Annotated in this window: 12 protein-coding genes; 5 read left to right on the forward strand and 7 right to left on the reverse strand. The window is 71.7% G+C overall.

Going from position 1 to position 12,970, the window contains the following annotated elements; all coding sequences use genetic code 11:
- Position 1 precedes the first annotated feature (1 nt).
- The 3 genes from ACFHWY_RS07815 to ACFHWY_RS07825 all read right to left on the reverse strand — a co-directional run bounded on the left by ACFHWY_RS07815 (position 2) and on the right by ACFHWY_RS07825 (position 3,257).
- Complete coding sequence (locus ACFHWY_RS07815) at positions 2-970, reverse strand: PstS family phosphate ABC transporter substrate-binding protein (RefSeq protein WP_416579430.1); 969 nt, start codon at positions 968-970, stop codon at positions 2-4.
- A 212-nt stretch (positions 971-1,182) separates the two neighbouring features.
- Entirely contained in the window at positions 1,183-1,827 is a 645-nt protein-coding gene (gene phoU, locus ACFHWY_RS07820) for a phosphate signaling complex protein PhoU (protein WP_416579431.1), read from the reverse strand.
- Positions 1,828-1,886: 59 nt separating this feature from the next.
- Positions 1,887-3,257 carry an MGH1-like glycoside hydrolase domain-containing protein gene (locus ACFHWY_RS07825; protein WP_416579432.1) on the reverse strand — a complete coding sequence of 457 codons (1,371 nt, stop codon included), beginning with the start codon at positions 3,255-3,257 and terminating at the stop codon, positions 1,887-1,889.
- A 117-nt stretch (positions 3,258-3,374) separates the two neighbouring features.
- Between ACFHWY_RS07825 and ACFHWY_RS07830 the strand changes: the two genes are divergently transcribed.
- Genes ACFHWY_RS07830 through ACFHWY_RS07840 form a run of 3 tightly spaced genes read left to right on the forward strand, consistent with a single transcriptional unit; the run spans position 3,375 to position 7,499 of the window.
- A complete protein-coding gene (locus tag ACFHWY_RS07830; protein ID WP_416579433.1) occupies positions 3,375-3,974 on the forward strand; it encodes a class I SAM-dependent methyltransferase in 600 nt (199 codons plus the stop codon).
- A 16-nt stretch (positions 3,975-3,990) separates the two neighbouring features.
- Positions 3,991-5,739, forward strand: a complete 1,749-nt coding sequence (locus ACFHWY_RS07835) for an ABC transporter ATP-binding protein (protein WP_416579434.1) — start codon at positions 3,991-3,993, stop codon at positions 5,737-5,739.
- Positions 5,736-7,499 carry an ABC transporter ATP-binding protein gene (locus tag ACFHWY_RS07840; RefSeq protein WP_416579435.1) on the forward strand — a complete coding sequence of 588 codons (1,764 nt, stop codon included), beginning with the start codon at positions 5,736-5,738 and terminating at the stop codon, positions 7,497-7,499. Before ACFHWY_RS07835 ends, ACFHWY_RS07840 begins: the two co-directional genes overlap by 4 nt.
- Before the next feature lie 61 nt (positions 7,500-7,560).
- Here the strand turns inward: ACFHWY_RS07840 and ACFHWY_RS07845 are convergent, their stop codons facing one another.
- Together ACFHWY_RS07845 and eccB are read right to left on the reverse strand one after the other, a co-directional pair.
- Complete coding sequence (locus ACFHWY_RS07845) at positions 7,561-7,914, reverse strand: UTRA domain-containing protein (RefSeq protein ID WP_416579436.1); 354 nt, start codon at positions 7,912-7,914, stop codon at positions 7,561-7,563.
- A gap of 189 nt (positions 7,915-8,103) precedes the next feature.
- Positions 8,104-9,489, reverse strand: a complete 1,386-nt coding sequence (eccB, locus tag ACFHWY_RS07850; protein ID WP_416579437.1) for a type VII secretion protein EccB — start codon at positions 9,487-9,489, stop codon at positions 8,104-8,106.
- A 109-nt stretch (positions 9,490-9,598) separates the two neighbouring features.
- On the opposite strand from eccB, the gene ACFHWY_RS07855 reads away from it, so the two are divergent.
- Complete coding sequence (locus tag ACFHWY_RS07855; RefSeq protein WP_416579438.1) at positions 9,599-10,318, forward strand: spermidine synthase; 720 nt, start codon at positions 9,599-9,601, stop codon at positions 10,316-10,318.
- A 99-nt stretch (positions 10,319-10,417) separates the two neighbouring features.
- The gene (locus ACFHWY_RS07860) at positions 10,418-10,594 is read left to right on the forward strand and encodes a hypothetical protein (RefSeq protein WP_416579439.1); all 177 of its coding nucleotides are present in this window, start codon (positions 10,418-10,420) and stop codon (positions 10,592-10,594) included.
- A gap of 33 nt (positions 10,595-10,627) precedes the next feature.
- Here the strand turns inward: ACFHWY_RS07860 and ACFHWY_RS07865 are convergent, their stop codons facing one another.
- Positions 10,628-11,785 carry a fatty acid desaturase family protein gene (locus ACFHWY_RS07865; protein WP_416579440.1) on the reverse strand — a complete coding sequence of 386 codons (1,158 nt, stop codon included), beginning with the start codon at positions 11,783-11,785 and terminating at the stop codon, positions 10,628-10,630.
- A 16-nt stretch (positions 11,786-11,801) separates the two neighbouring features.
- Entirely contained in the window at positions 11,802-12,893 is a 1,092-nt protein-coding gene (locus tag ACFHWY_RS07870) for a ferredoxin reductase (RefSeq protein WP_416579441.1), read from the reverse strand.
- Positions 12,894-12,970: the final 77 nt, after the last annotated feature.

The raw sequence follows: 12,970 nt of genomic DNA on the forward strand, positions 1-12,970 counted from the left end.
GTCAGATCGCAGCCTTCAGCGCGTCGAACTCGGACTTCAGGGTGGTCTTCTGCTCCTCGGTCAGCGGGACGAACTTCGCCTCCTTGACGATGTCGTCGATCGTCTCGATGTAGAAGGTCACGAAGTCGGCGACCTGTGCCTTCTTGGCACCGGCGTCGCTGACGTAGATGAACAGTGGGCGAGACAGCGGCTTGTACGTGTTCGCCTGCGCGGTCTCCAGGCTCGGCTCGACGCAGCCGTCGCCACCGTCGACCTTGAGAGGCTTGAGCTTGTCGGCGTTCTCCTCGTAGTAGGAGAAGCCGAAGTAGCCGAGGCCGCCCTTGGTACCTCCCACGCCCTGGACCGTGACGTTGTCGTTCTCCGAGGCGGTGTAGTCGGTACGGCTGGCACCTTCCTCACCGTTGATCTCGTCGGTGAAGTAGTCGAAGGTGCCCGAGTCGGTGCCCGCGCCGAAGAGCTTCAGCGGCTCGTTCGGGAAGGACGGGTCAACCTGGTTCCAGCTGGCGACCTTGGAGTTGGGCTCCCAGATCTTCTTCAGCTGGTCGACGGTGAGACAATCGGCCCAGGTGTTCTCCTTGTTGACAACGACGGTGAGGGCGTCGTTGGCGACGATAAGTTCCTTGTACTGGATGCCGGCCGCCTCACAGGCCGCCTTCTCGGTGTCCTTGATCGGTCGCGAGGCATCGGAGATGTCGGTCTCACCCTTGCAGAACTTCTCGAAACCACCACCGGTGCCGGAGGTGCCGACCGCGACCCGAACGTCGGGCTGCCCGGCCTGCTCGCCGTAGAGCGAGGCCGCGGCCTCGCTCAGCGGAGCCACGGTGCTCGAGCCGTCGACCTTGACCTCGCCCGAAAGCGCCTCGCCGCCAGCGGCGGAGTCACTCTCGGCGTTATTACCACAGCCGGTAAGCGCGAGCGCGGCCAGCGCGACGCCGGCGAGGACGCGCCGCGAAAGCACGTTGCGGTTCACCAGGTAAGCCTCTCTATCGGGGTGCATCAGCCCGTTCGGGCCGTACGCCAGTCAAGGTAGGAGGCGCAGGTAGCCGGACTCCCGGACCCAGGTGAACGAAAAGTGAACTTGGCGGCTCCGGCGGTGGCCGCAGCAATGCCGGGATGTGACGTTCGGACCATCACCGCACCGGATGACCGAAATGAGCCACCCGGGTAACCCCGGTGGCGCACTCAGAGACGGATCGTCCCGGTGACCAGGAAGACGACCTGACGGGCGACGTTGACCGCGTTGTCGGCGTACCGCTCGTAGTAGCGGCCGAGCAGCGCCAGGTCGATCGCCGACTCCACCCCGTACGGCCAGCCGGCCACCAGCATCGACAGCAGGCGTTCCTGGGCGGCGTCGACCTCGTCGTCGTCCAGCCCGAGCTGCATCGCGTCGAGCCGGTCACGGGTGGCCAGCACGACGGCGGTCTTGTCGGCGATCCGGACCGCCGCGTCGGCCATGCCGGTGATGACCGGCAGCGCCGGCTCGGGCACCACCCCCACCGGATGCCGCATCAAGGCGATCTTCGCGATGTGCACCGCCAGGTCACCCATCCGGTCGAGTGCGCTGGCGATCCGCAGCGCGCACACCACCAGGCGCAGGTCGGAGGCGACCGGCTGGTGCCGGATAAGCACCTCGGGAATCATCGCCTCGACCTCGGCCCGCCGGACGTCGAGCACGGCGTCGCCGGCCACCACCATTTCGGCCGCACCCCGGTCCACCTCGAGCAGGGCGGTGCTCGCGCCCCGGATGGCCGCACCGGCGTCCCGACTCATCGCCGCCAGCACTCCGGTGAGCCGGTCGAGCTGTTCGTCGAAGTTGTCCCGACTCATCGCGCGCTCCCTCCGTCCGATCAGGCCGGCGCACGACCGGGCCCGTCGCGAGCATCCTGTCAGGCGGCCAGCACGTCCAGCAGGAGCGCCGCCGTCCAGCTGAAAGCCGGCGAGCCCAGGCCGACACCGGTGTCCGGATGGAAGTACTCGTGGCATCCGGCCGTACCGACCAGCTCGATCATCGAGGCGCGCAGCCCGGCGGCCAACCCGTCTCGCCCGTGCGCCAGCAGCCCGTGCCGGACCAGCCAGTTGATGTTCATCCAACTGGGGCCGCGCCAGTATCGCAGCGGCTCGAAGTCGGCTGCGGTGCGGTCGTGGCTCGGCAACGGCCGGGCCATCCGTGTGGCCAGCCCGAACCGGTCCGACGTGGCCTCGGCGAGCACCGCCTCGACCTGCCGCGCCGGCAGGCCGGTCAGGATCAGCGGAGCCAGGCCGAGCACCGTGCGGGCCGGGGTGAGCCGGTTGGTGCGCAGGTCCCGGGGGCGGAAGGTGCCGGTCTGCGGGTCGTACAGCCGGGCCAGGACCGCCTCGGTGATCCGGGCCGCCCGCTCACGGTGCGGACCCGGGTCCGCACCGATCTCGGCGGCGATTCCGGCGAGCGCCTGCTCGGCGGCGCCCCGGGCCGCGTTGAACAGGGGACACTCCACCAGGAACGGGTGCCGGTCGGGCAGGCTGGCGTCGCGGTAGCCGCCCGCGCGGTACGCGGTGACGATCGCGACGTAGCGCGCGTAGTCCAGGTCGGTGGGCCGGTGCGCGGCAGCCGCGTGCACGGTGTCGCGCCGCCGGTACCCGCGAAGCGACGCCGCGTCGGCCGGCACCGCGGACATCGGCGCGTCCCAGGCGGGACTGTTGTCCACTCCGGACTCCCACGGATGCACGATGCTGGCCAGCCCGGCACCGCCGATGTCGCGGTCGGTGGCGAGGTAACGCTGCTGCGCCACCAGACCTGGATAGAGCCGGCGCAACATGGTGCGACCCTGCTCCGACCGGGCACGGCGGTACGCGTGCCAGGCCGCCAAAGCGTGCACCGGCGGCTGGACCAGCCCCGAGGTGACCATCGGCGGCGTCCCCTCGACCTGCGCCGAGGCCCAGAACCCCGGCCCGGGGAAGTAGGCGCCGCTCGGCACCAGCGGATTGAACACGATGTGCGGCACCCGGCCGTCGCGCCACTGGGCGCGGAACAGGCTGTTCAACTCCGACCAGGCACGCTCGGGACGCAGGTGGGCCCAGCCGATCGCGATGAACGCCGAGTCCCAGCTCCACTGGTGTGGGTAGAGGGTGCGCGAGGGGACGGTGTGGTCGTGCTCCCAGTTGGCGTCCAGGGTCGCGCGGGCCACCTGCCACAGCGGGCCGTGCTCTCCGGAGGCATCGCCGGCACCGCCGCCCGGTGCCGTGCCCGAGCCGGTCGACGAAACAATCCGGTTCACCATGTGTCACATCCTGGTAGCGCTACGCCCGCCAGATTAGACGATCGTGGCAGAGGTCACGGCGCACCGGTGCACCGGAGCCCACGGACAGCACGGGTCCCGGCCGGATACGGTGGGCGGATGGGCAACCCGACCCGCTGGGTCACCGAAACCGGTGCCGAGCACTCGCAATGGTACGTCGACCGGTTCCGGCAGCTGGCGGCCGAGGGCGCCGACCTGGCCGGCGAGGCGCGGCTGCTCGACACACTGGTGCCGCCGGGCTCCCGGATCCTCGACGCCGGCTGCGGCACCGGCCGGGTCGGCGCCGAGCTGGCCCGGCGCGGGCACACGGTGGTGGGGGTGGACGCCGACCCGGTCCTCATCCACGCCGCCCGGACCGACCACCAGACGCCACGCTGGCTGGTCGCCGACCTCGCCGAGCTGGACCTCGCGGCGGCCGGCGAGAGCGAGCCGTTCGACGCGGCGGTGCTGGCCGGCAACGTGCTGGCCTTCGTCGCCGCCGGTACCGAAGGCACGGTGCTGCGCCGCGTCGCCGCGCACCTGCGCCCGGACGGGGTGGTCGCGGTCGGTTTCGGCACCGATCGGGGTTACCGGCTTACCGACTTCGACGCCGACGTGGTGGGTGCCGGACTGCGCGTCGAGCACCGGTTCGCCACCTGGGACCTGCGTCCCTGGCGCGACGACGCCGACTTCTTGGTGGGCATCCTGCGCCGGGTTTGATCGGTAACCTGTGCCGATGCCCCCGCAGCTCCCCCACAACGAGCCGGGCGTGCCGGACACGAGGGGGCCGCTCTGGTACATCTGGTGGCTGGTCCGCCGCCAGCCGTTGCGGGTGCTGCGCGGCGGCCTGATCGGCACAGCCTGGATGCTCGGGCTGTCGATCCGGCCGTACCTGGTGGCCCGCGCCATCGACGACGGGCTGCGCGCCGACGACTTCCGGGCGCTGTCGTGGTGGGTGGCCGCGATCGTCGCCGCGGGGATCGGCCTGGCGTACCTGGGTATCGTGCGGCACCGCACGATGACCTTCGTCCGGGAGGACGCGTCGGCCCGGTCCGCTGCCGTCCTGCTACGTCACCTGTCCCGGATCGGCGCTGTGCTGCCGCGCAGGACCGCCGCCGGGGAGGTCGCCACCGTCGGCGGTGCCGACATCACGCACACCTCGGCGGTGCTGACGATGACCGGGCCGGGCGTCGGCGCGGTCATCGCGTACGCGTTCGTCGCTGTCGTGCTGTGGTCGGTCGCCCCGCTGCTCGCGCTGTTCGTGTTGCTCGGCGTGCCCGCGGTGCTGCTGGTCATCGGCCCCCTGCTGCGCCGCCTCGAACGGGCCGAGTCGGTCTACCGCCACCGGCAGGGCATCCTCACCACCCGCGCCGCGGACATCGTGGCCGGGCTACGCGTACTCGCCGGGGTCGGTGGGCGGGCATTGTTCGCCCGCCGGTACGCGGCCGGCTCCCAGCAACTGCTGACCGAGGGGTACCGGGTCGGCGCCGTGAACAGCTGGATCGAGGCGCTGACCATAGTCATCCCGGGGCTCTTCCTGGCCGCTGTGGTGTGGCTGGCGGCGCGGATGGCCGCGGCCGGCGACATCACGATCGGGCAGATGGTCGCCGTCTACGGGTATGTGGCGGTCCTCGTCGTGCCGGTGTGGTTTCTGCTCGAAGGCGGCTACCAGGTGATCCGGGGCCGGGTCGCCGCCCGCCGGATCGTCGCGCTGCTCACGCTGCCCCCCGACGATGCCGCCCCGCCACGGGCCGGCGGGACCCAAGTCCGACCCGCACCGGAGCGCGGCGCCGAACTGCACGATCCGACCAGTGGGCTGACCGTACCCGCCGGGCGGCTGCTCGCCGTGGCCGCCGACGACCCGGCCGAGGCCATCGCGCTGGCCGACCGCCTCGGGCGGTTCGTCGCCAGCGACGTGACCTGGGGCGGCGTGCCGCTGACCGGGATCGCACTCGACGAGGTACGGGCCCGGATCCTCGTCGCCGACCACGACTCCTACCTCTTCGCCGGAACACTGCGCGAGATCCTCAGCACCCGGCCGGACATCGGCGACGCCGAGTTGAGAGGGGCCCTGCGTGCGGCATCGGCGGAGGATGTCGTAGACGCCCACCCTGGCGGGCTCGCCATGCCGGTCGGGATGCGGGCCCGGACCCTCTCCGGCGGTCAGCGGCAACGCGTACGCCTGGCCCGAGCCCTGCTCGCCGAGCCCGACGTGCTGATTCTCGTCGACCCGACGTCGGCCGTGGACGCGCACACCGAGGAGCGCGTGGCGCAGCGCCTGCGAGCGGCGCGGGCCGGGCGAACCACGGTCCTGCTGACCACGTCACCGCTGTTGCTCGGTCGCACCGACCTCGTCGGGCACCTGCGCGACGGCCGGATCGTGGCCGCCGGCAGCCATGTCGAGCTACTCGAACACGACCGGAGCTATCGGGCCCTGGTGTCCCGTGACGGCGAGTCCACCGACGTCGACGGTTCGTTGCGGTGAGCGGTCTCCCGGTAGCGGACCGCAAGGTCGTCCGTCGGTCCGCGCTGGACCTCATCGTCGTGGACCGCCGCGCGGTCACCGTCGTGCTGGTGCTGCACGGTGCTGCCGCGGTCGCCGGGCTCGCCGCGCCATGGCTGCTGGGCAGGATCGTGGACGAGGTCGCCGCCGGTACCGGCGCCACCGCCGTGGACCGCCTGGCGCTCGCGATCGGTGGCTTCGTGCTGGCCCAGGGGCTGCTCACCCGCTACGCCCAGTACGCCGGCCACCGCTTCGGTGAGCGGGCCGTCGCCCCGCTGCGCGAACAGTTCGTCTCGCGGGCGCTCGACCTGCCCATCTCCGTCGTCGAACGGGCCGGTACCGGCGAACTCGCCACCCGCAGCTCGGTGGACGTGACGACCGTCGGGACCACCGTCCGCGAGGTGGTGCCAGTCATGGTCATCGCCTCGACACAGCTGCTGCTCCTCTTCGGCGCGATCTTCCTGCTGCACCCGCTGCTCGGCCTGGTCGCGCTGACCGGACTACCGTCAATCTTCGCGGTCACCCGCTGGTACCTGCGTCGCGCTCGGCCGGCGTACCTCGCCGAGGGTGCCGCGACCGCCGAGCTGACCGACGCGTTGACCACGACCGCGGAGGGCGCGCGCACCGTCGAGGCGCTGCGCCTCGGCGCCGACCGCGTCGCGTACGGCAGGCAGCGCATCGCCCGGGTGTGGGCCACCCGCCGGGCGACCCTGGCCCTGCGGTCGGTCTTCTTTCCGGTGGTCGAGGCGAGCTACGCGCTGCCGATCGCCGTGGTGCTGCTGTTCGGCGGGTTCCACCTGAGCAGTGGAATGGTGACACTCGGCGAGGTGGTCGCCGCCGTGCTCTACCTCCAGCAGGCGATCGAGCCCCTGGACCGGCTGTTGCAGTGGATGGAGCAGGCCCAACGCGGCCTCGCCTCGTTCGCCCGCGTACTCGGCGTCGGCCAGCAGGCCGGGTCCGCCGCCGCCACCCCGTTCGCCACCGGTGCACCGCAACCGCGCGTCCCGACGCCCACCCGGTCCGGCAGGCTCGTCGTGCGCGGCGCACGATTCTCGTACGCCGACGGCCACGACGTGCTGCACGGCATCGACCTGGAGGTGCGACCCGGCGAACGGCTCGCCATCGTGGGCCCATCGGGCGCGGGGAAGTCCACCCTCGCCCGGCTGCTCGCCGGGATCGACGCGCCCCGCGATGGCGTGGTGAGCATCGACGGCCGCCCGGTCACCGACCTGGACCCGGCCGAGCGACGCCGCCGGATCGCCCTGGTCACCCAGGAGCACCACGTGTTCATCGGCTCGCTGCGCGACAACCTCGCCTTCGCCGCACCCGGCGCGTCCGACGAACAGATGCGCGCCGCACTGGCCGCTGTGGGCGCCGACTGGTGTGCCGACCTGCCCGACGGGCTCGACACCCCACTCGGCGGCGGAGCCCGCGAACTCGGTGCCGCCGACGCCCAACAGCTCGCGCTGGCCAGGCTCGTGCTCGCCGACCCGCACGCGCTGATCCTCGACGAGGCGACCGCCGCGCTCGACCCGACGACCGCCCGTCGTACCGAGCGAGCGCTCGCGGCCGTGGTCACCGGCCGTACCGTCATCGCGATCGCGCACCGGCTCAACACCGCACACGACGCCGATCGGGTGGCGGTGCTCGAAGACGGCCGGATCACCGAACTCGGCAACCACGACGACCTCGTCCGCGCCGGTGGTGCGTACGCCGCCCTCTGGCGCTCCTGGCACGGGTAGCACGGTACCTGCTTGCCCGCCCTCGGGCCGGTTCTCGGGCTGGGTGGAGAGGCACTTGTGGTCACGAGCGTGATGTCACACAGACATACACATGTCGGTGTGACATCACGATCACCGCTTGACGCTCTGCCCGTCCGCCGACGGCCGAACCCTGCTTGGGGTACTCGACCTGCGTGCCGCCGGTGACGGCGATCGGCTCGTACGAGTCCGCAAGCTGGATGGGATTGTCGTCTGCGAGGTACCGGTACCTCGTGTGCATCACCGTGTCGCCGGGGTCGCCGGGTTGGATGCCAAGTTGGCCCGCGATGTGCGGCGTCGCGGGAACCTTCTCGCTCTTCGACTCCCATCTTGGTCGCTGCCCGGCCGCCTCGCTGTCCCGCGCGAACGGCGACGTGCTACCGGGACGCTTGCGCATGTCGCGGGAGTGGGCGCGACGAACAAGCCGACTCCGGTCGCGCACGTAGTTGCCGGAGCCGCGTCGACCCTCGATGAGCCGCCCGGTCGCCCGTACCCTCCTCGCCGAGATCATCCAACGCGGGGCGGCAGCGGCCGACGTGGCCCGACTGGCCACCATCGTCGGTCTGACCCGCCAGCCCTGACCTGCTCAGGCAGGTGCGGCCGGCTGTCTGGCCGCCTCCGGATCCAGGGTGGCCCCGGCGGGAATCAGGCTGACCAGCCCTGCCGGCATACGGACAGGCTCCACCTCGGCGTAGCCGAGCATGCCGGTCACGTCGGTGCCGGCGAGCACGTACCGCCGACCGAGGTCGGTCACCACGGAGATGGCCCCGCCGGTGGCGCCGGGCGCGGCGACGGATTCGACCACCGCGCCCCGGCCCGGCTCCACCAGCACGTGGTCGGCCACCACCGGGCCGGCCGCCGCACCGACGGTGGGCGGCGCGGCGGCCAGGTCCGGCAGGTCCACACCGACCCGCAGCTCGACCGGCCCCGAGTCGTCACCGACCCGGGCGCACACCGGCGAGGCGTCCACCGTGACCAGGTGGGGCGGCGCGCTCGGTGGCGCGTCGGGCCCGGCGGGGACGAAATCCGCCACCTGGGGCAGCGCGGCGAAACGTCCGAGGCTGACCTGCTCCGGCTCCCGCTGGCCGGTGCGTGCGAGCAGCAGGCTGGCCTGCAACTCGGTGATGCCGGCCAAGCCGTCGCGCAACACCACCGCGTACTGCCGCCCGCCGCCGAAGTTGCTCACCAGCAGCACGTCACCGATCCGGGACCCGGCGATCCGGGTGGACGGCCGGCCCAGGCCGGGCGGGTTCAGCGGGGCCAGGTCGACACCGACCGGCACCGTGTTGAGCAGGGCCGCGGCCACCGGCACGGCCCGGGACCGGGTGGTCGCCAGCGCCGCCAGCACCCGGTCGGCGTCGCGGATCAGGTGCCGCCGCTGGTGGGCGACGAGGTGCAGTCGGCCGTCCGGGGCGCGCAGCAGCAGCGCGTCCTGACCGAGGGGTTGTCCGCCGGCTCCGCCGGCTCCGACCATCAGCACCGAGCGCGGTTCGGGCCGGTCCTGCGGCGCGACCATCGAGCAGACCGTCCACGCTGCGGTGGCGAGCCGACCCGGGGCGGGCAGCGAGTCGGGTGCGTCGGCGATGCCCAGCGGCAGCCCGCGCGGCACCCCGTCGATCGACCGGCGTGACACCAGCACCGTCCGCGGCTGCTGGGCACCGATGATGAGCAGCGCGGACGCGTAGTTGAGCACTGGATGCAGCCGCTCCTCCCGGTAGACGAACCGGGCACCGGACTCCTTCTCCACGACGACCGCGCCGCTGTCCCGCCACTTCGTGCCACCACCGGCGAACAGGCCGTAGAGGGCGGCGGCACCCAGCCCGATGACCGCCACCAGGACGCCGGCCATCCCCGCTCCGGCGAGCCGGCGCATCGGGGACTGCACCGGATCGGTCTCGCGCATCACCAGGGCGGCGACCGCCCGCTGGATGGTGAACTGGTACGAGTGCAGCTGATCCTGCCGCGACGGCATCAATTCCCCTCACGCGAACGGTCGGGCACAGGATATGCGGTGCGCCGATGTTTCGAGGACCGTGCGTCACCGCGCCGGCCCGCTCTGCACCGCCGGTAGCATTCCGGCGGTGAACGCACGTTTCGAGGAACTGGCCTGGCGGCCCACCCCGCTCGGTGAGATCAGTCTGCGGCGGCGCCGCGATCCCCGGCTCGACCTCGAGGTGTACGAGGTCAAGCTCGACGACGAGTTCCTGATGTCGAGCCTGTTCACCGCCGGTGAGGTCGAGCTGGCCCGGCTGGGACTGGCGCCGCTGGCCGGCGACCGCCTCGATGTGGTCGTCGGCGGGCTGGGGCTCGGCTACACCGCCCGCACCGCGTTACAGGACGATCGGGTCGCCTCGCTGCTGGTGGTGGAGGCCGTCGAGGACGTCATCGACTGGCACCGGCAGGGCCTGCTGCCCTTCGCCGACGGGCTGGCCACGGATCCGCGTACCCGGCTGGTGCGGGCCGACTTCTTCGCCCGGGTGGCCGGCCCCGACGGCCTCGACCCCGACGACGCCGGGCGCCGTTTCCACGCCGTGCTGCTGGACGTCGACCACTCTCCCCGGCATCCGCTGCACCCGAGCCACGCGGCCTTCTACCGACCCGAAGGGCTGCGCCGGCTGGCCCGGCTCCTGCACCCGGGCGGGGTGCTTGCCATCTGGTCGGACGACCCGCCGGACCGAGACTTCGAAACCGCACTCGCCGCCGTGTTCGCGACCCACCGGAGCCAGGTGGTCCGCTTCGCCAACCCGTTGACCGGGGGCGAGTCGACCAACACCGTCTACCTCGCGCAGACCCAGGGGTAAACCGGTCCCGACCTGCGTGAACCGCATGATCCGGGCGGAACCGGGTAGGGCTCCCGGCGAGCCGCCCGGACCGACCGGACGGCGGTACGGGAGGTGGAGATGCGCGCCCTACTCTGGGTCGTCGGCGTGGTCGCCGGCGTACTGATCCTGCTCGGGCTGCTCCTCGAAGCGGTCCAATGGTTGGTCATCATCGGCGTCATCGCCCTCGCCGCAGTGATCGTGCTGGCCTTCGTCAAGGGCCGGCAGGCGACCCACCACCGCGCCGGCCACCGCTAGGGCGGCCGGCGGGTCGAACCAGGAATACCCGAGTCAGGCGGCGGCGAGGGCCGGGGCCGGACGGTCGGCGGCGTCGTCGATCGGTGCGGCGGGGGCTGCGGGGCGGCGCCGGTTCGGCAGGGCCAGCCGGAAGACCTTGTGCCAGGCCGAGAGGACCTGCCGGGGCATCGACCCGGTGGTGTACTTCAGCCCGTAGCGGTGGAAGAGGGCCCGGATCTCGGGGGCGATCTCCTGGTAGCGGTTGCTCGGCAGGTCGGGGAAGAGGTGGTGCTCGATCTGGAACGACAGGTTGCCGGTCATGATGTGCAGCAGCCGGTTACCGCTGATGTTCGCTGAACCGAGCATCTGCCGCACGTACCACTCGCCCCGGGTCTCGCCCTCGGTCGAGGTCTTCTCGAAGGTCTCCACGCCCTCCGGGAAATGCCCACACATGATCACCGAGTGGCTCCACAGGTTGCGCAGAAGGTTGGCGGTGAAGGTCGCGGCCATGGTGTGGAAGAACGACGGGCCGGACAGCAGCGGGTGCACGACGTAGTCCTTGAGGACCTGGCGACGGATCTTGCGGCCGACCGCGCGGACCCGGGCCCGGAACTCCGGGGTCTTGTGCCGCCCGTGCTTGAGGTTCTTCGCCAGCTCAAGATCGTAGGCCGCGATGCCGTACTCGAAGAAGCAGGCGTTGGCGAAGTTGTAGAACGGCTGACCCAGGTAGGCCGGGTGCCAGGGCTGGTCCTCGTCGACCCGCATGATGCCGTAGCCGAGGTCGTTGTCCTTGCCGATGACGTTGGTGAAGCGGTGGTGCAGCTCGTTGTGCGAGTGCTTCCACTGGTCGGCCGGAGAGACGTGGTCCCACTCCCAGCTGGTCGAGTGGATCTTCGGGTCGCGCATCCAGTCCCACTGGCCGTGCAGGATGTTGTGCCCGATCTCCATGTTCTCCAGGATCTTGGCCACGGTGAGGCCGGCGGTGCCGACGATCCAGGCCGGCGGGAACAGCGAGAACAACAGCACCACCCGGCTGCCGACCTCCAGCTTCCGTTGGGTCGAGATGACCTTGCGGATGTACGCCGCGTCCCGCTCGCCCCGGGAGGCGATCACCCGCTCCCGGATGGCGTCGAGCTCCCTGCCGAGATTCTCGATGTCCTCGGCGCTCAGGTGGGCGATCGGGTTGTCGGCCTTTTTCTGGATGACAGTCACGTCGGCGGGTCTCCGATCAGATTTCGAGTTCGCACGGGCCGGCCGCGGCAGACACGCAGGTCTGCACGCGCACGCCGTCGCCCGGCAGGGCGGTGGTGAGCTGGCCGTTACGCAGGTCGCGGACCGCGCCCTGACGCAACGGCAGGACGCAGCCGAAGCAGATTCCCATCCGGCAGCCCGACGGCATCAGCACCCCGGCGTTCTCGCCGGCGTCGAGCAGCGGGGTGGCGCCGGCAGCCTCTACGGTCACCGACGAACGGGTGAAGGTGACCGTCCCACCGTCACCGGCAGTGATCACGGTGGGCCGGAACCGCTCGGTGTGCAGCTGCTCGGCCCGACCCCGAGCCGACCAGTGCTCCTCGGCTGCGTCGAGCAGCCCGAGCGGGCCACACGCCCAGGTCTGGCGTTCCAGGTGGTCAGGGAGCAGGGCGTCGAGCTCAGCCACGTCCAGCAGGCCGTCGACGTCGGTGTGCCGTTCCACCAGCCGCACGGTGCCTCGCTCGGCGAGGGCACGCAACTCCGCGCCGAAGACCACGTCGGCCGCGGCGGGCGCCGAGTGGACCAGCACCACGTCGCTGCCGGCCAGCGCACCCGAGCGCAGCATCCCGGCGACCGGGGTGATACCGCTGCCGGCGGTGAGGAACAGCACCCGCGACGGTGCCGGCTCCGGCAGCACGAAGTCGCCGCGCGCCTGGTCGAGCTGCACGATCGTGCCCGGCCGGACCCGGCGAACCAGGTGATTACTGACCACCCCGTCGGGGATCGCCTTGACCGTCACGGAGATCGGGTCGGTGCGGCGGCCCGGCGCCGAGGTGACCGAGTAGGCCCGCCACTGGCGGACGCCGTCGACGTCGACGCCGAGCCGGACGTACTGGCCCGGCACGTGTCCGCGCCAGCTGCGCCCAGGCTGGATCACCAGGGTCGCGGCGTCCGGGGTCTCCGGCCGCACCGCTATGATCCGGCCGCGCAGCTCGGCTCCGGCACGCAGCGGGGCGACCAGGTCGAGGTAGTCCGACGGCAGGACCGGCGTGGTAACCGTCTCGGCGAGCCGCCACAGGCGGCGCCGGAAGGACATGTTCGCGTCCGGTCGCGGGATGGTGGCGGTCATAAGACGATGGTCGCGGCCCACTGGCATAAACTCTTGGTCTGCGAAGGTAAAGCAATCCACCCCTTTTGTGCGGAGAG

Source organism: Micromonospora sp. LOL_024 (assembly GCF_048060415.1).
Lineage (GTDB): Bacteria > Actinomycetota > Actinomycetes > Mycobacteriales > Micromonosporaceae > Micromonospora.